19 protein-coding genes are annotated in these 20,390 nt (G+C 58.1%); 13 read left to right on the top strand and 6 right to left on the bottom strand.

Going from position 1 to position 20,390, the window contains the following annotated elements:
• Positions 1-500: 500 nt before the first annotated feature.
• Together RA27_RS00240 and RA27_RS00235 are read right to left on the bottom strand one after the other, a co-directional pair.
• Positions 501-764 (bottom strand): hypothetical protein, encoded by a 264-nt coding sequence (locus RA27_RS00240; protein WP_152610611.1) that lies wholly within the window; start codon positions 762-764, stop codon positions 501-503.
• Complete coding sequence (locus RA27_RS00235; protein WP_039533825.1) at positions 742-2,334, bottom strand: GMC family oxidoreductase N-terminal domain-containing protein; 1,593 nt, start codon at positions 2,332-2,334, stop codon at positions 742-744. The genes RA27_RS00240 and RA27_RS00235 overlap by 23 nt, the downstream gene beginning before the upstream one ends.
• 109 nt (positions 2,335-2,443) lie before the next feature.
• Here RA27_RS00235 and RA27_RS00230 point away from each other — a divergent pair, with 109 nt between their 5' ends.
• From RA27_RS00230 to RA27_RS00215, 4 genes are all read left to right on the top strand, one after another.
• Positions 2,444-3,682 (top strand): TRAP transporter substrate-binding protein, encoded by a 1,239-nt coding sequence (locus tag RA27_RS00230; protein WP_039533823.1) that lies wholly within the window; start codon positions 2,444-2,446, stop codon positions 3,680-3,682.
• Between the two features lie 66 nt (positions 3,683-3,748).
• On the top strand, positions 3,749-4,414 hold the full coding sequence (locus tag RA27_RS00225; RefSeq protein ID WP_039536738.1) for a TRAP transporter small permease subunit: 666 nt from the start codon (positions 3,749-3,751) through the stop codon (positions 4,412-4,414).
• The gene (locus RA27_RS00220) at positions 4,414-5,772 is read left to right on the top strand and encodes a TRAP transporter large permease (RefSeq protein ID WP_039533820.1); all 1,359 of its coding nucleotides are present in this window, start codon (positions 4,414-4,416) and stop codon (positions 5,770-5,772) included. The genes RA27_RS00225 and RA27_RS00220 overlap by 1 nt, the downstream gene beginning before the upstream one ends.
• 11 nt (positions 5,773-5,783) lie before the next feature.
• Positions 5,784-6,563 carry an IclR family transcriptional regulator gene (locus RA27_RS00215; RefSeq protein WP_039533818.1) on the top strand — a complete coding sequence of 260 codons (780 nt, stop codon included), beginning with the start codon at positions 5,784-5,786 and terminating at the stop codon, positions 6,561-6,563.
• A gap of 121 nt (positions 6,564-6,684) precedes the next feature.
• Here RA27_RS00215 and RA27_RS00210 read toward each other — a convergent pair whose 3' ends face one another.
• The 3 genes from RA27_RS00210 to RA27_RS00200 are packed head-to-tail and all read right to left on the bottom strand — an operon-like array spanning position 6,685 to position 9,071.
• Positions 6,685-7,071: a carboxymuconolactone decarboxylase family protein gene (locus tag RA27_RS00210; RefSeq protein ID WP_039533816.1), complete on the bottom strand. Its 387-nt coding sequence runs from the start codon at positions 7,069-7,071 to the stop codon at positions 6,685-6,687.
• A gap of 33 nt (positions 7,072-7,104) precedes the next feature.
• On the bottom strand, positions 7,105-8,187 hold the full coding sequence (locus tag RA27_RS00205; protein ID WP_039533813.1) for an aromatic ring-hydroxylating dioxygenase subunit alpha: 1,083 nt from the start codon (positions 8,185-8,187) through the stop codon (positions 7,105-7,107).
• Positions 8,184-9,071: a MurR/RpiR family transcriptional regulator gene (locus RA27_RS00200; protein ID WP_039533811.1), complete on the bottom strand. Its 888-nt coding sequence runs from the start codon at positions 9,069-9,071 to the stop codon at positions 8,184-8,186. The genes RA27_RS00205 and RA27_RS00200 overlap by 4 nt, the downstream gene beginning before the upstream one ends.
• A gap of 65 nt (positions 9,072-9,136) precedes the next feature.
• Here RA27_RS00200 and RA27_RS00195 point away from each other — a divergent pair, with 65 nt between their 5' ends.
• The 9 genes from RA27_RS00195 to RA27_RS00155 all read left to right on the top strand — a co-directional run bounded on the left by RA27_RS00195 (position 9,137) and on the right by RA27_RS00155 (position 19,302).
• Entirely contained in the window at positions 9,137-11,590 is a 2,454-nt protein-coding gene (locus tag RA27_RS00195) for an FAD-dependent oxidoreductase (RefSeq protein WP_039533809.1), read from the top strand.
• Complete coding sequence (locus RA27_RS00190; RefSeq protein ID WP_039533806.1) at positions 11,587-12,669, top strand: alcohol dehydrogenase family protein; 1,083 nt, start codon at positions 11,587-11,589, stop codon at positions 12,667-12,669. Before RA27_RS00195 ends, RA27_RS00190 begins: the two co-directional genes overlap by 4 nt.
• Entirely contained in the window at positions 12,666-13,244 is a 579-nt protein-coding gene (locus tag RA27_RS00185) for a dimethylsulfonioproprionate lyase family protein (protein ID WP_039533804.1), read from the top strand. The genes RA27_RS00190 and RA27_RS00185 overlap by 4 nt, the downstream gene beginning before the upstream one ends.
• On the top strand, positions 13,241-14,347 hold the full coding sequence (locus tag RA27_RS00180) for an enolase C-terminal domain-like protein (protein ID WP_039533801.1): 1,107 nt from the start codon (positions 13,241-13,243) through the stop codon (positions 14,345-14,347). Before RA27_RS00185 ends, RA27_RS00180 begins: the two co-directional genes overlap by 4 nt.
• Before the next feature lie 23 nt (positions 14,348-14,370).
• Positions 14,371-14,628, top strand: a complete 258-nt coding sequence (locus tag RA27_RS00175) for a cupin domain-containing protein (RefSeq protein WP_039533799.1) — start codon at positions 14,371-14,373, stop codon at positions 14,626-14,628.
• Entirely contained in the window at positions 14,625-15,731 is a 1,107-nt protein-coding gene (locus tag RA27_RS00170; protein WP_039533795.1) for an enolase C-terminal domain-like protein, read from the top strand. Before RA27_RS00175 ends, RA27_RS00170 begins: the two co-directional genes overlap by 4 nt.
• A complete protein-coding gene (locus RA27_RS00165) occupies positions 15,728-16,831 on the top strand; it encodes an enolase C-terminal domain-like protein (RefSeq protein WP_039533793.1) in 1,104 nt (367 codons plus the stop codon). The genes RA27_RS00170 and RA27_RS00165 overlap by 4 nt, the downstream gene beginning before the upstream one ends.
• Positions 16,832-16,834: 3 nt before the next feature.
• Positions 16,835-18,112, top strand: a complete 1,278-nt coding sequence (locus RA27_RS00160) for an aminotransferase class III-fold pyridoxal phosphate-dependent enzyme (RefSeq protein WP_039533790.1) — start codon at positions 16,835-16,837, stop codon at positions 18,110-18,112.
• A gap of 68 nt (positions 18,113-18,180) precedes the next feature.
• A complete protein-coding gene (locus RA27_RS00155) occupies positions 18,181-19,302 on the top strand; it encodes an aminotransferase (RefSeq protein ID WP_039533788.1) in 1,122 nt (373 codons plus the stop codon).
• Here the strand turns inward: RA27_RS00155 and ugpC are convergent.
• Positions 19,299-20,387: a sn-glycerol-3-phosphate ABC transporter ATP-binding protein UgpC gene (gene ugpC / locus RA27_RS00150; protein WP_039533786.1), complete on the bottom strand. Its 1,089-nt coding sequence runs from the start codon at positions 20,385-20,387 to the stop codon at positions 19,299-19,301. The two genes, RA27_RS00155 and ugpC, sit on opposite strands and share 4 nt — an antisense overlap.
• Between the last annotated feature and the right edge of the window lie 3 nt (positions 20,388-20,390).

Below are 20,390 nucleotides of genomic sequence, written 5' to 3'. Positions count from 1 at the left end.
GATTAGAAATGCGCTCATCACAGACAGACATATACCTCCGAGCGACATTCCTGAACAACACTATATCAACAACGGTTTGGACCAGTGGCGAATACACATTGTCAGCCTACACAATAGCCTAAATACAAAGACGGCGGCATGGCATCTTGATCTCGGCTGCGCTGGGGTTCACCAAACGCAAGTTCCTCGTGCTCATTCATTAGCTTTTCGGCAAATTGTGTTGAGCACGGGGCTATGAACGCCGATCGGCTATAGACGGTCAGAGACCGCTTATGACGTTACATTAGAGTAAACACTGATGAGACAGCCATCGGACTAAATCGAATGGTCATCTCAGAGTTGATCCGTGACCTTGACCGGCCCCGGCAATTCTTCACCGAAACAGCAACACATGATCACCGACAATGCTCGGGCGCAGATCGCCATTTGCCCGGGGCGATCGGTTTCGATCAGTCTGGCCCGAAACCACACACACTATCTGCTCACCGGCACGACATCGGTCAATTGATCACCTTACCACCAACGACCACGATTTTGTTTTTTGCACCAAAGCCGGGCGTCCAATGCATCATTCTCTGGTCAACAACTAAGGTTGGTATCGACTCCAGCGAATTGCTGGGGTCAGACAACGGCAACTCCACACGCTGCGGCACGTGTTTGCATCCGAGTTGATGCTTTGCAGGAAGCACTTGGAGCCAAAAAAACTGCTCGGCCACCATAAGCGCTTGGAAGTTCGGGTTGTTATTGGGAGCGAAGCAGATCACTTGCCTTTTCGCCGATCATGATTGCAGGCGCGTTGGTATTTCCGCTGACGATTTCCGGCATGATGGAGCAATCGGCGACGCGTAGGTTTTCGATTCCTCTCACCTTCAATGCCGGGTCCACAACAGCATTGTCAGATGTGCCCATCGCGCACGTCCCTGTCGGGTGATAGATAGAGACAGAATTCGAACGCGCCCAATCCAGGGTGCCCTCATAATCCTCGCGTGATAAATCGGATGTGGGCCTGAACTCTTCCGATATTTTGGACGCCAGAGGGTTATGCCGGGCGATGTCGCGGGCAATGTTCACGCCGTCAACGATTGTTCTGCAATCCGTTTCCGTCGACAGATAGTTTGGAACGATCTTGACGTAGCTGGTTGGGTCAGGGCCATTCAGGCGTAGTTCCCCCCGGCTTTCCGGCCTGAGCTGACAGACAGACATAGTAAATGCCGAGAACGGATGCACACCCTCTCCGGGGCTGTCAGCAGACCATGGCTGAACGTGGAACTGGATGTCCGGCGTCTGAACTTCGGGGCGGGTTTTCAGAAAACCGGTGGCTAGGCTGGCCGCCATCGTCATAGGCCCGGCACGAAACAGCGCGTATTTGAGAGCTATGCGCGCCTGATTGAAGAGGCTTCGAACCTCATCGTTAAGCGTCGGTTCGTTGCACTTGAAAACAAGGCGCGCTTGCAGGTGATCCTGTAGCCCTTTGCCAACGCCCGGCAGAGAATGAACGGGATCGATGCCGTTGGCTTTCAAATGATCCGGGTCGCCGATACCGGACAACATCAAAACCTGAGGGGAGTTGATTGCCCCCCCCGACAGAATAATATCGCGTCGCACCTTGATGGACTTTAATTCGCCAGAGCGATCACGATAGACCAGCCCGGTTGCTTTTTTGCCGTCCAACTCGACGCGCGTCACTAGCGCATGGGTTATGATATTCAGGTTTTGCCGGTTGCGAATTGGCTTCAAGTAAGCAACCGCAGCACTGCAGCGGCGACCGTTGCGCGTGGTCAGTTGGAAATACCCGACGCCTTCCTGATCGGCCCCGTTGTAATCGGGGTTGAACGGATAACCTGCAGCTTGCGCAGCGGATACCCAAGCGTCACAGATTGGACGCTGTATGCGCATGTTTGAGACCGAGAGAGGTCCCCCGATGCCATGATATTCATCCTCGCCCCGTTCCTGATCTTCGCAGCGTTTGAACAGGGGCAATACATCGTCCCAGCCCCATCCGACATTTCCCATCTGGCGCCAGCGGTCATAATCCTCTTTCTGACCGCGCACATAGAGCAGACCGTTCAGAGACGATGATCCCCCCAAAACCTTTCCGCGGGGCCAATCGATTGAGCGCCCGTTCAATCCCGGGTCCGGCTCCGTGCGATAGCACCAGTCCACGGATGGATTGTGCATCGTTTTGAAATAGCCAACCGGAATGTGAATCCACGGGTTGATATCGCGTCCGCCAGCCTCGAGCAGGGCAACCTTGGCGTTGGGATCGGCGCTTAGACGATTGGCAATGACACAGCCCGAAGATCCGGCTCCGACAACTGCATAATCTACCTCCATGATGGCCTCCTCCAAAAGTTGTTGAAAAAAACCCTATGCAAATTGATCGAACTATACTAGCATTTTTTGATACAAAACGTCTCATTATTTGCGAACAGGGAGGTAAGCAATGGAGATCGGCAAGAAACTAAGCGGAATTTCACGTCGGGATTTCTTCCGCGTGGCCGGGCGCTATGGCATGAGTTCGACACTGCTGGCAGCAGGCGGGTTTGGCGGGGCAATGAGCCTGGCGAACCTGGCGCAGGCTGCTGAATCCACGTATGAAAAACGGTTCTCGAAAGAGCCAAAGCACACATTGAAATTTGGCGCGTCGGGCTTTAACACGCGAAATCTGTTGATCGAACGCGCAGGTGCAATTGAATTCGCCCGTGATCTGGAAGAGCGCACAGACGGAGAGATTCGCATCGAGTTTATCGGTGATAACCAGATTTGCGGACAGCTGAGCTGCGTCGAGAAGACTCAGCAGGGAATAGTCGACATCTATGCGGCGTCGACCCAGAACTCGGCCGGTGGGGCGCCTTATCTGAACGTTCTTGACTACGCCTACATGTTCCCCAGCCGTGCGGCACAGTATCATTTCTTCTACAGCCCTGCGAGCCAGCGCATCCTGCGTGATCCGCTTGAAAAGCGTCACGGTCTGAAGTTCCTGTTTACGCATTGTGAACTGCGCGGCCTGCAAATGGGCTCGACCTTTGCCGACAAGCCGACTGTCACAAAGCTGGAAGAGCTTTTTGGCACCAAAAACCGTGTAACAGGTACTCAGTTGGGCCGCATTGCCATGCAGTTGCTGAACCTGAACCCGGTACCGGTGGCCTGGGAAGAAACGCTGGATGCGCTGAAAACCGGCCTGATCGACGGCGCCGAGACATGGGCTTCGGCGGTGGCCTATGCGAACATGTCGCCCGTTGTCTCACAATCGGTGAATTTGAAGTTCTTCTGCGGTACCGAGCATACCTCGATGTCGGCCAAGGTTTTCGATAGTCTTGGTGGTGATCTGCAGGACGCAGTTATGGAGTCGTCTTACTTCACTCAGGCACTTATCCAAGGTGCGAACGAAGCTGCGCTTCTGAACACCGTTGGCTTCTCGGACCCGCAGCTGCCCCACACCATCTTCGCCGAAAACGGCGTGCGTCCGGCCTTCCTGCCGGATGACCAGATCAAACTGGCGGAAGAGATGTGTGCGCCGAACTACAACCCGGAACCATGGGCGCAGTGGCGTGAGCGTTTGAACAAATGGGCCGGCGGCATCGACACATATCAAGAGATCTACGACATCGCGCGTCAGATCCCGGCGGATACCTTGGCCGAAAATGTCGAGCCGCGCCGTTGGTGGAGAGGCGAAGCCTGATCTAGAATTACGAACTGGCCCCTTGTGGGCCAGTTCCGTCAAACACCGACCGGGAGGATGGGGTTCATGTCTTTAGGGGCAGATATCGGCGCGATTTTCAGCGCTTTGCTCAGCCAGGATTCATTCGAGATTCAATCCGCATTGGAATCCGACGCCGCATGGGTGGTGGGCACGGTTTTTGCCGCAATCGGCGGCTTTCTTGTTATGCTGATCTACCGCAAGGTGCCGTATATCGAGCGACATCTCGAACGTTCGGTCATGGTCTATTCTTATCTCGCCATCGCACTGATTATCTTCTGGGGCGTGATCGACCGTTTCGTTTTCAACGATCAGGAGCCCTGGTCCACAACGATACCTCCACTTCTGTTCATGGTGATGGCCTGGTTTGGGGCCTCCTACAACGTGCGTCTGCGAACGCATCTGAGTTTCAGCGAGTTTCGCACTTCGATGCCGCGCGGCGGGCAGCTTGCCTGTCTTTTTCTGGATGCGGTGTTGTGGTTCATCTTCGCCGTCATCGTGATCGTTACCACGACCCGGCTGGTCGCATTGTCCGCGTCCAACTTCCAGATCGTGCTGGGAACCGACAACATCATGCAGTGGTGGTTTCTGCTGGCCGCACCCTTGTCGTTCTTCCTGATGGTGGGGCGCGTGTTTCAGAATCTCGCCGATGATCTGCACAACTGGAAAACCGGAGAGCCGCTGATCAAGCAGGCCGTGATAGGGGCAGACTGATGACAGACGGAACCATGGTTACATTAATCTCGCTTGCTGTGACGTTTCTGTTCATGCTGGGCGTGCCGGTACTGCTGGTCATCGGATATTGGGTGATCGGCTGTTCATTCGTCCTTGGCCTGACGCTGGACAATATGGGGGCCGAATTGTTGAACGTGTTCAACAAGGGTTTCGCTTTGTTGGCAATGCCTCTGTTCATCCTGACCGGCGATCTGATCAACAAATCGGGTATTGCACGGCGGCTTAGCGATTTTGCTTACGCCTGTCTGGGCTGGATACGCGGTGGGCTGGCCATGGCCTCGCTGGGGGCTTGCGGGCTGTTTGCGGCGATCTCAGGTTCAAACTCGGCGACGACGGCGACTATCGGATCAATGTTGCACCCAGAGATGGTCAAGGGCGGTTATGATGAGCGGTTCAGCGCCGCGACCGCCGCGGCAGGTGGTACGGTGGGGATCATCATCCCGCCATCCATCATCTTCATCGTTTACGGGTTTTTGATGAACCTGCCGATTTCCGAGTTGTTCGTGGCCGGTATCCTGCCGGGGGCGTTGATGGTCATAGGGATGCAGTTTGCGTGCTGGATCATCTGCCGGATCAACGGCTGGGGCTACCTGATCCCGCTACAACTGAACCGTGTGCTTAAGACCGCGTTCGGAGCGTGGCTGGGCTTTTTCGCCATCGGACTGGTGCTCTGGGGTATCTACACCGGCAAGTTCTCCCCAACCGAAGCCGCTGGAGTCACCGTCGGGTTCTGTGTGATCGCCGGTCTGGTCAGTTATCCGATCAACCGGGTCATGGGGGCTCGGAATGATATTCCGCCGACCGAGAAAAGCTTCGCCGAGATGTTCGTGGTTGAAGGATTCACCATCCCCGAGATCCCCTCGATCGTCATCCGGTCCGCCCAGATCACCGGTATTCTGGCGCCATTGATCGCAATTTCCGTCGTGATGCAGCAGATCCTTTCGCTGTTGGGCGCGCAGCAAACCATCGGCGATTTCGTGACGTCAATGGGCGGGTACTATGCGGTTCTGTTCACATCGATGGTCATTGTCTTTTTCTCGGGTATGGTGCTGGAAAGCCTGCCGGTGACGATCATCCTGGCACCAATTCTGGCTCCGATTGCAGCATCGGTCGGCGTCGATCCGATCCATTTCTCGGTGATTTTCCTTGTTGGCGCGTCGATCGGGTTCATTACTCCGCCATATGGTCTGAACCTCTATGTCGCATCGGGGGTGACGGGCGTGCCCTACTTCCGGCTGCTGCGCTACACCGTACCATATTTGGTCGCACTGCTGTCAGTGTGGATTTTGGTGTCGTTAGTACCTGATCTGGCCTTGATCCTGTTGCCGAACAACTAGAATGTAGCGGGATGTCCAATTCCGATGCACAAGAGAGTGATTCCAAGATTCCAACAAACTTGCGGTTGCTGCTCATTCTCGAAGAGGTGGCAAAGCGCGGGGTTGCACTCAAGCCGTCAGACCTGATCGAGGCATTGGGTCTGGCGAAGCCCACAATCCACAGGCTTTTGCAGACTGCGGAGGCAGAGGGGTTTCTTCAGCGCGATTTGGATGGCCGCTCTTATGGGCCCGGACCGCGCCTGCGGCAGCTTGCAGTAAACACCGTGTCGTCAGAACATCTGCGGACCGCGCGTCTGGCAATCCTGCGGGGCGTTGCGGATGAAATCGGCGAAACCTGCAACCTGGCCATCCCTGATCGCGAAGGGATGATCTACCTAGACAGGGTCGAGACCAAATGGCCCCTGCGCATCCAGTTACCTGTCGGCACCCAGGTTCCGTTTCACTGCACCGCCAGCGGAAAAATGTATCTTTCCACACTTCGCCGCAACACCTTGGACGGTTTTGTATCTTCTCATAAGTTGAGGGCTAATACCGAAAAAACCATAACCGAACCTGAGGCGCTGAACGCGGAAGTCAGACGTATTGCGCGAAATGGCTATTCAACCGATGACGAAGAGTTCATGTCGGGAATGGCTGCGATCGCAGTACCGGTTCTGGATGAGCACAACAGGCTTGTTGCAACATTATCTGTCCATGCGCCAACCCAACGTCATGAATTGGCAAGCCTGACACAATTCCTTTCCTTGCTGCAGAGCGGAGCAAGCAAACTCTCAGGTTTGCTCGCCTCTTAGAAACGTTTCGGATTCTGTCCCAACCATCGCATATCTCTGAAGCACGAAGTACAAACCGCATCAGCTACAAAACCCGCGTCGCGACGATTACGAAATAGACCAGTCGCGGCTCCAATTCGAATTAGGATGTACTTTCCTCAATAACCTTGCGTGCGACGCGGAAGCATTCCAGAGCCTGCGGAACGCCGCAATAGATTCCGATCACGTGGATGATGGCGCGGATTTCCTCGGTGCTGACACCATTGTTGATTGCGCCTCGGCAATGGATTTCCCATTCATGCATTTTGCCCAATGCACCGATCATCGACAGGTTCATCATCGAACGTGTTTTGGCGTCGATTACGTCATCGCCCCATCCGAAGCCCCAACACCATGCGGTCATTGCCTCCTGAAACGGGCGCGTGAACTCGTCTGCTGCGGCGAGGTTCTTCTCGACATAAGCCGCGCCGAGGGTCGCCTTGCGTTGTTCGAGACCCTTCAGAAACAGGTCTTCGTCAAATGCACTCATTCTCTCTTCCTTCTCTTTCGGCATCTACGCACTTTATGCGCCATCCACGGCATCGCGCATCCATTGCTGCAGATGCATGACGGGATGCTCCGAATTCACACCACCTTTGGGGTCGATCACCAGCGGGCCGGGTTTGTACCCGCGCGAATGAAGCCCGCGCTGCACGGATTCCACCAGCCGAATATCTTCCTCCACGGTTGTCGCGCGGTCCTGCATGGCCAGTTGCCGCACCTTTGGATCGTCGACACCCCCCAGCGAATACCAGCCGCGCCACACCACCACATGGTTCGCATCCAAAGCGCGCCAGTGATAGGTGTTCAGCACATTGCCCGGATAAACCTGAAACGAGAACATCGGCCAGAGGAACCAACTGGAATATTCGTCGAAATGGTCAAAGCCTGACTCGATATCATAGGTCATGTTCTCAAGGCTCTGACACTCGGTGGTGTGTCGCAGGCACATGCCTTGGGGCTGAATGTCATAGGTTTCCGGTCTGACAACACCATTCGCAAAAGTCGGGTGGTTCAGCGAACAGTGATAGCATTCGGAATAGTTCTCGACCGACACTTTCCAATTGCAGTGCTCGGGGATCTCCACCCACTCGAGCGGTTTGAGATCCGCCCAGTTTGGCACCCACTCTTCCAATTCGACGCGAGTGCCCGGAAACCAGTCATCCATGGGCGCGGCATTCGGATCGAGGTTTACGAATACAAAACCCAGAAACTCTTCGGCGCGCACCTCGGTCAGGCACACACTCGATTTGTCGAACCCTTCAACCGCCTTGAGGTTGGGACCTGCCCGAAGCTCTCCGGTCAACTCATAGGTCCAGGCGTGATACGGGCAGACGACGACCCGGGTTGTACCTGACCCGCTGACAAGTTGATGGGCCCGGTGTTGACAGACGTTGTAGAACACACGGATCTGCTGATCCCGTCCCCGGATGGCAAAAAGGTCTTGCCCGGCAATCTCAAATGCCACGTAGGCGCCGGGCTCCGCCAGTTCCGACGCATGGCAGCCAAACTGCCAGGTTCGCGCCAGAACGCCTTCGGTTTCGGCCTGAAACACGACCGGGTCGATATAGTATCGGGCGGCAAGGGATTGGATTGGCTCTGTCACGGCTCCTCCGCATGATAAAGGCCTAGCTGATGGCGGCGTTTGTGAAAGGTTTCGACCCGCTCGACGATTTCGTCGCTGGCAACGGCGATCACAAAAGACAACAGAGTTTCCAGCAGGGCGACCGTACTGACCGAAGACGGGAAGAATTGCGGCGTGTCGGCTGAGATGACAAAGCCATGATCGGCATTGCGCAGGATCGGGCTGGCCGGGCTGTCGGACAGGCCCACAACGGTCAACCCCTGTTCGCGCGCGACCTGCACCGCTTCGACCACTTCGTTTCGATAAGGCTTGCAGGTCATGGCGATCAGCACATCACGCTTGTCCGCCCAGGCCAGATCGTCAATCGGATTTGACCCGGGGCGTGGGATCGCGTGGAACTGCACCATTCCGGTCGACGCAAGATAGACGAAGTTCCGCGCGTTCGAGTTGTTCACGCCCACGCCCAACACAAATACGTTGCGCGAGTTCCAGATGTCTTCGGCGGCAGCTTTCAATTGCTCGGACGAGATATTGGCAAAGGTTTCTTCAACATTGCGCAGGGCGTCCTGAACCATATCGGCATAAAGCCCGCCCATATTGCCTGACTTGCGAATGTCCTGCAGCCAACGGGCACGATCCGGGAAATCGGCCTGCCCACGCCGGATCGCCTCGCGGAAGGGCACGCGGAAATCCTCGTAGCCTTCGAACCCCACTTGCCGTGCCATGCGGACGATGGTGTTGGGTTTCACGTTTGCGGCCTCGGCGATTTCGCGCACGGTCGAAACCCCCACGTCACGCGGGTTTTCCAGAACGTAGGTGGCGGCTTTGCGCGCCTCGGGTGTCAACTCGGACAGTTCATCCGCCAGCCGTTCGAGAATCGTATTTGATACATTTGTCCCATTCATGATTGACGATGGTACTTTTGTTTGCTTACGCTGTCGAGACAAAATCGACTCAGAGGATTGATCCGATGGCATCTGATTTCCCGACCCACGCACGCGTGGTTATTGTGGGTGGCGGCGTGATGGGCGTGGGCCTTGCCTACCACCTTGGGCACGAAGGATGGGGCGGTGATACGGTACTGCTGGAAAAGGCCGAACTGACCAGCGGCAGCACCTGGCACGCGGCAGGGCAGATCACGCACTCGACCTCAAGCTTTGGTTTGGGCAAATGCGTCGATTACAATATCGGTCTGTATTCCGGTGCGTTGGAGGCCGAAACCGGGCAGGCCGTGACGTGGCATGGCTGCGGTTCTTTCCGGTTGGCCTACACGCAAGACGAGATGGACTGGTTGCGCCACACGCTGTCTGTTGGCCGTTCGCTGGGTTTCAACATCGAACTGGTCGGCCCGGATCGCGTGACCGAGCTGCATCCGTTCTACAATCTTGATGGCGTGTTGGGCGCGCTTCACACCCCGGATGACGGCCACGTGGACCCGACAAACGTGACCATGGCGATGGCTGCGGGCGCTCGTCAGAAAGGTGTGCGGATCATCCGTCACTGTCAGGCGACGAACATTACGCAGGCCGAGAACGGCGAATGGGTTGTCGAAACGCCCAAGGGCACGATCACCTGCGAACATGTGGTCAACGCGGGCGGCACCTATGCGCGGCAGATGGGCGAATGGTCGGGTCTGCAATTGCCCATGACCTCAATGACGCACCATTATTTCGTGACCGAACCAGTTCCCGAATTCGAGGCGCTGGACAAAGAGCTGCCGGTGATCCGCGATGACAAGAAGGTGTCGGGCTATATCCGGATGGAGCAAAAGCGCGGTCTGATCGGGATTTACGAGAAAGAGAACCCGAATTCGGTCTGGCACGATCATTGCCCGTGGGACTACGAGAACTGGCTGTTCGATGCCGACTATGATCGAGTGATGCCATGGCTTGAGGAAAGCCTGAACCGGATGCCGATCTTTGCCGAACTGGGCATTCAGCGCGAGGTGCACGGTGCGATCAGTCATCCTCCAGATGGCAACCCGCTGATCGGGCCTGCTCCGGGTGTGCGGAACTATTGGTGCTGCTGCGGTACTCAGATCGGGATTGGCTGGGGGCCGGGCCTGACGCGGGAACTGGCGCGCTGGATGGTGCATGGCGCAGCCGATATTTCGATGCGCGAGTATGACCCGCGCCGGTTTGGCAGCTATGCCACCAAGGACTGGCAGGTGATCAAGGCCGAGGAAGACTATTGCCTGCGCCACGAGATCCCCTTCCCGCATTTCAACCGGCTTGCCGGACGTCCCATCAAACCGTCGCCTCTGCATGAGGTGTTAAAATCCAAGGGCGCGGTGCATGAAGAGGTTTACGGCTTCGAACGGCCCCGCTGGTTCGCCCGCGATGGCGTGGCGCAGCGGGATCACTATTCCTTCCGTCGTACCGTGGCCGATGACATGGTAGCGGCCGAGGTTGCTGCAGTCCGCGAACGGGTCGGCATCATGGACGTCACCGCCTTTACCAAGGTCGAGGTTTCCGGGCCGGATGCCTACGCGCTGCTGGACCGTTTGACCGCGAACCGGATGCCGCAGAAAAACGGTTCGATCACGCTGACCCATATGCTGAACCGTCGGGGCCGGATCGAGTTGGAAACGACCATCGTTCGCATGGCGCAAGATCGCTACTATCTTGTCTGCGCGGCGTTTTTCGAACAGCGCCTGCTGGATCATCTCGCGCAGCAGCGCCGCGATGAAGATGTGGTCGTCACGGCGCTTTCCGACGACTGGTCAGCGCTGTCTCTGAATGGACCCCGCGCCCGCGATGTCCTGTCAGCCTGCACCTACACCGAGCTGAGCAATGCCTCTTTCCGCTGGCTGTCGGCCCAGCAGATTAAAATCGCAGGCCATGACGTCTGGGCTTTCCGCATGTCATACGCGGGCGAGCTTGGTTGGGAGCTGCATATGCCCAACGCCGCATGTCTTGACGTTTATTCCGCGCTTTGGGCTGCGGGTGAGCCCTTTGGCATCGCCGACTACGGCAGTTTCGCCATGAATGTCATGCGCATGGAGAAAGGCTTCAAAGGGGCCGGTGAACTCACGAATGAGGTCACTTTGGCCGAGGCGGATGTGCTCCGCTTTGCCCGCACGGATAAGAACTATCTTGGCCGTGACAACACGCTGAACACCGATCTTCCCTGGGTCTGCGCCTATCTCGAAATCGAACCGGACGGTGAGATCGACGGGCATGGTGGTGAGGCGGTACTGCTGAACGGATGCGTCGTAGGATCAACAGCTTCTGTCGTTTACGGGCACAGCGTCGGAAAGATTCTCGCCTTTGCTTACATCAAACCCCGGGCCGCTGCGGCGGGCACCGAATTGGAAGTGGTTATCCACGGTGCACCCCGCGCTGCGTGGGTTCTGAGCGAACCGGCCTATGATCCGCAAAGCCTGCGTCCCCGGATGGATACATCAATGGAGGTTGCCGAATGACACGGCCCGAAACGATGAAAGCAATGGTCACAATGGGGCATGGCGATCTGGATCAGATGGTCTGGCACGACGCGTGGCCCTGCCCCAGCCCCAAACCGGGCGAGGTTCTGATCCGGGTTGGCGCCTGCGGCCTGAACAATACAGATGTGAATACCCGATCCGGGTGGTATTCGAAAACCGTCAGCGACGCGACAACCGGAGGCGCGTTTGAAGACGTCGGCGCAGACGACCCCACATGGGGCGGCGCGCCCCTTGTGTTCCCGCGCATTCAGGGCGCGGACGTCTGTGGGCGGATCGTAGATGTTGGAGCAGGCGTCGACCAGAGCAGGATAGGTGAGCGTGTCATCACCGATGGCTGGCTGCGCGATCCGGCGGACCCGCTGAACAAGGATAAAACAGGTTATTTCGGGTCCGAGCGGGATGGCGGCTTCGCCGAGTACACAACCACCCCGGCGCAAAATGCGATCGCTGTCCACTCATCCCTTTCGGATGCAGAACTGGCGACTTTTTCCTGTTCGTACTCCACTGCCGAAGGCATGTTGACCCGTGCCAAAGTCACCGAGGCCGATACCGTGCTTGTTCCGGGTGCATCAGGCGGCGTGGGTGGTGCCTTGGTTCAACTGGCCAAACGGCGCAACGCGCGGGTCGTCGCGCTGGCGTCCGAAACCAAACACGAAGACGTGGCGCGTTTGGGTGCTGACCTCATCCTGCCCCGCACACCGGATGATCTGCGCAAATCGCTGGGTGATGAGAAGATAACGGTGGTCGCCGACGTGGTGGGCGGGCCCTGTTGGCCAAAGCTGATCAGCATTCTCGAACGTGGCGGGCGATATACCTGCTCGGGCGCTATCGCCGGCCCGATGGTCGAGTTCGACCTGCGCACTTTCTACCTGCGCGATCTGACGTTTACCGGCTCAACCGTAATCGATCCGGAAGTGATGCAGAATCTCGTGCGCTATATCGAGGCGGGCGAGGTAAAGCCCGCCCTCGCCGCGACCTATCCGCTGAGCCAGCTGCACGAGGCGCAAACCGCATTTATCGCCAAGAAGCACACTGGCAATATTGTGGTGATCCCATGACGATGGAGGACGTACTGGAAGCCGCCAGACAGGTACACCAAACCCACCCTCACCTGACGGGTTTTGGAGAATGGCCAACTGATCTGTCCGATTCCAACTTACAGCCTGCATCCGTTCCCGCGACCCGGCTAGTCGGCGAGTTTGACCTAGCGGGGACGACCGCGACGCAGGCCCTGGTCAACGCTGTCGTTGCGACCGCAGAGCTCGCGCATTGGAGACTTACCTATACCGAAGACGAAGTCGGCGCGGACTTTCTGGCCCGCTATGGATATTATGAGCTCTTCGGCCCCCACGGACATTTCCACTCGACCCAGCTACGTGGCTACATCGCGTTCTGGGGCGCGGGCCTGAATTATGGCTGGCACAGCCATCAGGCTGAGGAGTTGTATCTGACACTTGCGGGCGAGGCGCGTTTCAAAGTCGAGGGCAACGAGGCAATCATCACCCCGGGCCAAACCCGTTTGCACGAAAGCTGGCAAAGCCATGCCATGACCACAACCAACAAGCCGATCCTGACATTTGTCTTGTGGCGGGGCGACGGAATTGGCGATCTGCCCCAGATGGATGCCGCATGAAGATTACCCGCGTCCGCATATATCAGACCACACTCCCCTATGTCGGGGGTGCATATGCCTGGGGTGCAGGAAATGCGATCGAGGCCGCAACGGCCTCGGTGGTTGTTATCGACAGCGATGCCGGTCTGCAGGGTTGCGGTGAGTTCACACCCTGCGGGGAAAACTACATGGTGGCTCATTCCGAGGGCGTCCCGGCACTGGCCAGGCTGGTGGCACCCAAGCTATTGGGCGAAGACCCGCGGCAGGTAGGACGGATCGAGCAATTGATGGATCATCTGGTACAGGGCCATGGCTATGCCAAGGCGCCTTTTGATGCAGCCTGCTGGGATATCCTGGGCCAGGCCTGTGATCAGCCCGTCTGGATGCTGCTGGGAGGCAAACTGACCGACGGCGCACCGATGTATCGGGTCGCACCTCAGAAAGAGACGGATCAGACCATCGCCGAGATGAATGCCTACCGGGATCAGGGCTATCGCCAGTTCCAGATCAAGGTTGGCGGTGATTGGGCCAGCGATATTGACCGGATACACACCGCGGTGCAGATGCTGAACCCCGGTGAAGCAGCAATGGCGGATGCCAATCAGGGGTGGCGGGTGGACAATGCCATCCGGGTTGCACGCGCCACGAAAGATTTGGACTTCATCCTCGAACAGCCCTGCCGGACTTATGAAGAATGCCTGCAGGTGCGACGGGTGGCCGAACAGCCGATGAAGCTGGATGAATGCGTTACCGGAATGCACATGGCCCAGAAGATCGTTGCCGACCGCAGTGCCGAAATCTGCTGTCTGAAAATCTCGAACCTCGGCGGGCTTAGTAAGGCACGGCGGGTCAGGGATTATCTGATCGAAAACCGCATTCCCGTAGTTTCCGAGGACACCTGGGGGGGTGAAATCGCAACGGCTGCAGTCGCACATTTCGCAGCTTCGACACAGCCGGAATATCTGCAGAACACGACCGATCTGATGAACTATAATACCCGCTCGACCGGGATCGGCGGGCCCGTGGCAAAGGGCGGCAGGCTGTTTGCACCCGACACACCGGGAATGGGTGTTACCCCCGACTTTAAAAACCTGGGGACACCGGTAGAGGAGTTCACACTGTGAGACCACAAGCCACCGCAACCCAGATGATCGACGACGCACGTGTCCGCGTAACCCGTTTCGACTTCGCACCCGGAGCTGAAACCGGCTGGCACCGGCACGCGATGGATTATGTCATTACGGCCATTTCCGAGTGTCATATGTGTTTGGAGTTGCCGGATGGCACAACCAACTTGGTGACGGTTCCCGCCGGAACAGCCTATCGCCGAGACAAGGGGGTTGAGCATAACGTGATTAACGTAGGAGAGTCGCCGATGTCCTTTGTGGAAGTGGAGCTGAAATGAAGATCTCACAGATCTCGGTCTTTCAAATCGACCTGCCATTGCAACACCCCTATTGGCTGTCCGGCGGTCGTCTGAAATTTGAAACGCTGGACGCGACGTTGGTGAAAGTTGAAACCGACGGCGGGCTGGTTGGCTGGGGTGAAGGTACCCCTTGGGGCCATACCTATGTTCCGGCGCACGGGCCGGGTATTCGCGCGGGAATCGAGACGATGGCCCCGTTTGTGCTGGGGCTCGACCCGCGCCATGTGCTGGATGTCGAACGCGCGATGGATCTGGCTCTGCCGGGTCACCTCTACGCCAAAAGCCCGCTCGATATGGCCTGCTGGGACATTTCCGGCCAGGCCGCTGGCCTACCGATAGCCGATCTGATGGGCGGCGGATCGCGCACGCCGCGCCCAATCGCGTCATCCGTAGGTGCCAAAACGATCGAGGAAACCCGTACGGTCATCGAACGCTACCGCCAGCGCGGCTATATCGCCCATTCGGTCAAGATTGGCGGCGATGTGGACCGTGATATTGCCCGCATCCGAGATGTCGAAAACCTTCGCCGACCCGAAGACATCATTCTTTATGACGTCAATCGAGGCTGGACCAGACAGCAGGCCCTGCGCGTGATGAGCGCGGTCGAAGACCTCAATGTCATGTTCGAACAACCTTGCGAAGCGCTGGATGACATTGCGGCAATCTCTGGCAGACATGCCTCACCTGTTTCAGTCGACGAAAGTCTTGTGACCTTGCAGGATGCGACGCGCATCGCCCGCGATGGAATAGCCGAGATTTTCGGCATCAAACTCAACCGTGTCGGGGGGCTGACGAAAGCGGCCCGGATGCGGGATGTCGCGCTGGCTCACGGGATTGACATGTTTGTCATGGCGACCGGCGGTTCGGTTCTGGCCGATACCGAGGCCCTGCATCTGGCCGCAACCATTCCGGATGCGAATTGTCATGCGGTTTGGGCCTGCCAGGACATGATCACCGTCGACATCGCGAGTGGCCGTGGCCCGCGGAACATTGATGGCCACCTTCACCTGCCCGAGGCACCCGGCCTGGGCGTTCACCCCGATGAGGACGCGCTGGGCGATCCGGTGGCGGTGTACCGATGAAGATTACGCGCCTTTCCCTGTGGTCCGTCCCTCTCACCAGCCACGAGACCTACTATATGGCTGAGGGCAAGACCTGCGACACGGTAGACAGCCATGTCTTGTGCCTTGAAACCGATACCGGGCTGAAGGGTTGGGGCGAGGTCTGCCCGATCCCGCATTACCTGCCCGCCTATGCCAGGGGCGTGCCAAGCGCGATCGCCGAGATGGCGCCTGAAATCCTCGGCATGTCCCCATTTGGGGTGGATGCGCCGATGTACGCGCTGGATGGTTTTCTGCAGGGCCACGCATACGCCAAATCGATTGTCGATATCGCCATGTGGGACCTGTTTGGCAAAGCAACGGGGCAACCGGTCTACGCTCTGCTGGGCGGGCGCACGCGAAAGGACATGCCGCTTTACCACTCGATCACGTGCATCGCACCGGACGACATGGTCCGGATCGCAAAAACCGCGTATCAGACCGGCATCCGGCAGTTTCAGGTCAAGCTGGGCGTTGAAGGCGACTGGCAGGCAGATGCAGAACGCTTGATCAAAGTGCGCGAGGCCGTGGGTCCCGGCCCGCTGGTTTATGGAGACTGGAACTGTGGTGCCTCGCGTCTTCAAGCCACGCGGACGGGCCGAGCCGTATCGCATCTGGACATCATGCTGGAACAGCCCTGCAAAACTCTCGAAGATTGCGCTGCGGTGCGTCAGGCCACCGGGCTGCCGATGAAGATAGACGAAAACGCCCACGATCTGGCCTCGTTGATGCGGGCATCTGAATTGGGCTGCATGGATGCGGTCGCATTGAAACTGTCCAAGTTCGGTGGCCTGTCCGCCATGCGTCGCGCCCGTGACCTGACCGTGCATCTGGGGGCCGAGATTTGCGCAGAATGCACCTGGGGTTCCGATATAGTGACCGCCGCAGCATTGCATTTTGCCGCCTCCACACCGCAGGGTTCGCTGATGAACACCTGCGATCTGTCCTGCTACGTCTCACCCCGGCTGTGCCCGGATGCGCCACAGCGGGCTGACGGCAGGATTGCACCGCCGGACGGTCCGGGACTGGGCGTGACACCCGATCTCGATATTCTTGGAACTCCGATCATGGAAGTGGCCTGACATATGCTGAAAACCCACACTCAAGCCGAATGGATCGCCCGCGCCAAGCAGGTCCTGCCCGCCGGAGGGTTCGGCAACTTCGACCCCGGCATCATCATCGCCCGTGGCGAAGGCAGCCGGGTCTGGGACGAAGACGGCAAGGAGTATGTCGACTATCTGATCGGGTCCGGCCCGATGTTGCTGGGCCATGGCCACCCCGAAGTGATGGAGGCCGTACTGGAACAACTGCCGCTCGGCATGACTTTTTTTGCCAACAACAGCAAAGGCGTGGAACTGGCCGAAGCCATCGTCAACGCCGTGCCCTGCTGTGAGCAGGTGCGCTTTGTCGCGTCGGGTGGCGAGGCGGATATGTATGCGATCCGTCTGGCACGTGCCTACACCGGCAAGGATAAAATCCTGAAGTTCGAGGGCGGCTACCATGGCATGAGCGCCGAGGCGCAGATGAGCCTCGCCCCCGCCAAACGTGTCAATTTCCCGCAGGCTGTGCCGGACAGCGCCGGCATCCCGCAAGGTGTCGCCGATCAAATGCTGATCGCGCCCTTCAACGACCTCGAAGCAGTTGCGGCCCTGTTGGCCGAACATGACGACGTGGCGGCGATTATCGTCGAACCCCTGCAGCGGATCATCCCGCCAGCGGACGGCTATCTTCAGGGGCTGCGCGATCTGTGCGACCGGCACAATGTCCTGCTGATCTTCGATGAGATCGTCACCGGGTTCCGTCTGGCCTATGGCGGCGCGCAGGAACGCTATGGCGTGACGCCGGATATCTGCACATTGGGCAAGATCATTGGCGGCGGCTTCCCTCTGGCCGCACTTGGGGCGAGCACCGAGATCATGGAGCATTTCGACAAGGACCGGGTTGGTGCGGACAAGTGGCTGATGCAACTCGGAACACTGTCCGGCAATCCCGTTGCAGCCGCAGCGGGGCTGAAAACGATGGAGATTCTGGCTCGCGACGGTGCATACGATCACCTGCGCGACATCGGGCGCAGGCTGCAGGTGATGCAATCCGACGCTTTGACCAAAGCAGGGATCGCGCACCGGATTTGCGGGGATGAAACACTCTTCGACATCTACTTCACTGAACGATCCTGCCGCGACTATCGCAACGCGAACCATGACGATCCGGGCCGGAATGCCCGCTACAATGCAGTCCTGCGTCAGAAGGGTATTTTCAAGTCTCCCGGAAAACTCTACCCCTCGCTGGCGATCACGCAGTCTGATCTGGAGCTGACCGAAGATGCGGTACGCGCAGCCGTCAGGGCGATCCAACCCGGCTAGGCTCTGGTTGACCTTGCGTCTTAGCCGTGGGAACCATGCGCGACGGCTTAGTCAGACAGGATACCGCAATGAAGATCGAACCCTTTGGCGTCGAAATCTGGATGGACGAATGGGAAACCAGATGCGCCTACAATCTTGCGGAAACCTGTGTCGAAAGCCTGACCATCGCCGAGCTGTTGCAGCTTTCCGGTAAGAACTCGGATGATCTTTCCGAATTGCTGGGGATGAAGATGACCTATGGCGCGATCCGGGGCTCGGACCGGCTGCGTAATGCGATCTGTGGTCTCTATGACCAGCAGAAGCGCGAGAATATTATCGTCACCCATGGCACGATCGGGGCCAATATGCTGGTCCACAAAACACTGGTCGAACGCGGCGACAAGGTAGTGGCGGTCGTGCCCACCTATCAGCAGCATTACTCGATCCCGGCCAGTATCGGGGCCGAGGTGACGCAAATCCAGCTGCAGGCAGAGAATGGCTATCTGCCTGACCTGGATGCGCTGCGTGCCGCCGCAACGCCCGGCACCAAACTGATCGCAATCAACAATCCCAACAACCCGACAGGCGCGGTGATGGATCGTGCCTTCTTGCTGGACGTCGCTGAGATTGCGCGCGCCGCCGGGGCCTGGCTGCTTTGCGATGAGGTTTATCGCGGCACCGGGCAAGAAGGCTCGGGCATGACGGATTCGGTTGCGGACCTTTACGAAAAAGGCATCTCGACCGCTGGCATGTCCAAGGCGTTTTCACTGGCAGGGCTTCGGCTGGGCTGGATCGCCGCCGCGCCCGAACTGATCGAGGCAGCCTCGATCCACCGGGACTATGACACGATCTCGGTTGGCATGATCGACGATCACTTCGCGACACTAGCACTGGAACACCACGATAAAGTCCTGGCACGCAGCCTTGCCATCACACGCGGCAACCTTGCGATTCTGGACGCCTGGGTCGCAGACGAACCCCGGATCAGCTGGGTCAAACCCAGGGCCGGAACAACGGCGTTGTTGAACTATGACTTCGACATGCCCTCACGCGAGTTCTGCGTGAAACTGTTGCAGGAAACCGGAGTGATGTTCACACCGGGTTCCGCACTTGGTCTCGAAGGGTGCGTTCGGATCGGCTACGCCAACACCCCGTCAATCATTCGGGAGGGGCTGGCGAGGGTCTCCGAATTCCTCGCCAAACAGGTCTAACCCTGGCGCCGCATCGACTGTCCGTTGTGAAACAGATGCACCTTCTCGGGTGCTGCAGTGACCGAGACGCTTTGCCCTCGCAGGTTGCGCTGAATACCGGGCAGCTTGGCGATTACGGCCTCCGTCCCTTCGGGTGCCGCAAAATAGAGCAACGTGACCTCACCCAGAGCCTCGGTGAAATCCACGACGCCCGAGTAGATCGAAGTGTTTTCGGTGATCACCAGATCCTCAGGCCGAACACCGATATTGACCGTCTTGCCTTCGTCTGCGGCATCGGTCGGGATCGACGACACCGCAATACCGCCATCATTCAGCGTCACTGTTGTTGATGCTCCGGTCCCGGTGATTGTTCCCGGCAGCAGGTTCATTGCAGGTGATCCGATGAATTGTGCGACAAACTCGTTGTCGGGCGCCTCATAGAGTTCCAAAGGCGTGCCAACCTGCGCGATTCCCTTATTGGCCAGAACCACAATACGGCTGGCCAGCGTCATCGCCTCGACCTGATCGTGGGTGACGTAGATCATCGTGCTGTCAGGCATCGCCTCTTTCAGGCGAGCGATCTCGATCCGCGTCGCCACGCGCAGGGCGGCGTCGAGGTTCGAGAGCGGCTCGTCGAACAGATAAACCTTCGGGTCGCGCACGATCGCGCGGCCAATGGCAACACGCTGGCGCTGCCCGCCCGACAGCGCCTTGGGCAAACGGTCAAGCAGCGGTTCAAGCTGTAGGATCTGGGCGGCGCGTTCCACGGCCGCGTCAACCTCGGCGCTTGGCATCTTGGCGATCTTGAGGGCAAAGGCCATGTTCTCGCGCACCGTCATATGCGGATAGAGCGCGTAAGACTGGAACACCATCGCAATGCCACGCTGCGCCGGCGGCACATCGTTCACCACCTGCCCTTCAATCTCAAGCGTGCCGCCGGTGATTTTCTCAAGGCCCGCAATCATCCGCAGCAACGTGGATTTGCCGCAGCCCGAAGGGCCGACAAAGACAATCAGCTCGCCCTGCTCGATTTCGAGATCGATATGTTTCAGAATATCGACCGGACCATAGGATTTGGCCACATCCGTAAGCTTGAGTTCCGACATGGT

Origin of the sequence: Ruegeria sp. ANG-R (assembly GCF_000813985.1) — a bacterium.
Taxonomy (GTDB): Bacteria; Pseudomonadota; Alphaproteobacteria; order Rhodobacterales; family Rhodobacteraceae; genus Ruegeria.
This window is presented reverse-complemented; position numbering and strand designations above follow the sequence as displayed.

Coding starts and splice junctions, on each gene's coding strand:
- RA27_RS00210 (WP_039533816.1), bottom strand. CDS start 7,071: ATGAGTGCATTTGACGAAGACCTGTTTCTGAAGGGTCTCGAACAACGC.
- RA27_RS00190 (WP_039533806.1), top strand. CDS start 11,587: ATGACACGGCCCGAAACGATGAAAGCAATGGTCACAATGGGGCATGGC.
- RA27_RS00215 (WP_039533818.1), top strand. CDS start 5,784: ATGTCCAATTCCGATGCACAAGAGAGTGATTCCAAGATTCCAACAAAC.
- RA27_RS00160 (WP_039533790.1), top strand. CDS start 16,835: ATGCTGAAAACCCACACTCAAGCCGAATGGATCGCCCGCGCCAAGCAG.
- RA27_RS00220 (WP_039533820.1), top strand. CDS start 4,414: ATGACAGACGGAACCATGGTTACATTAATCTCGCTTGCTGTGACGTTT.
- RA27_RS00155 (WP_039533788.1), top strand. CDS start 18,181: ATGAAGATCGAACCCTTTGGCGTCGAAATCTGGATGGACGAATGGGAA.
- RA27_RS00180 (WP_039533801.1), top strand. CDS start 13,241: ATGAAGATTACCCGCGTCCGCATATATCAGACCACACTCCCCTATGTC.
- RA27_RS00235 (WP_039533825.1), bottom strand. CDS start 2,334: ATGGAGGTAGATTATGCAGTTGTCGGAGCCGGATCTTCGGGCTGTGTC.
- RA27_RS00195 (WP_039533809.1), top strand. CDS start 9,137: ATGGCATCTGATTTCCCGACCCACGCACGCGTGGTTATTGTGGGTGGC.
- RA27_RS00230 (WP_039533823.1), top strand. CDS start 2,444: ATGGAGATCGGCAAGAAACTAAGCGGAATTTCACGTCGGGATTTCTTC.
- RA27_RS00170 (WP_039533795.1), top strand. CDS start 14,625: ATGAAGATCTCACAGATCTCGGTCTTTCAAATCGACCTGCCATTGCAA.
- RA27_RS00185 (WP_039533804.1), top strand. CDS start 12,666: ATGACGATGGAGGACGTACTGGAAGCCGCCAGACAGGTACACCAAACC.
- RA27_RS00175 (WP_039533799.1), top strand. CDS start 14,371: ATGATCGACGACGCACGTGTCCGCGTAACCCGTTTCGACTTCGCACCC.
- ugpC (WP_039533786.1), bottom strand. CDS start 20,387: ATGTCGGAACTCAAGCTTACGGATGTGGCCAAATCCTATGGTCCGGTC.
- RA27_RS00225 (WP_039536738.1), top strand. CDS start 3,749: ATGTCTTTAGGGGCAGATATCGGCGCGATTTTCAGCGCTTTGCTCAGC.
- RA27_RS00200 (WP_039533811.1), bottom strand. CDS start 9,071: ATGAATGGGACAAATGTATCAAATACGATTCTCGAACGGCTGGCGGAT.
- RA27_RS00165 (WP_039533793.1), top strand. CDS start 15,728: ATGAAGATTACGCGCCTTTCCCTGTGGTCCGTCCCTCTCACCAGCCAC.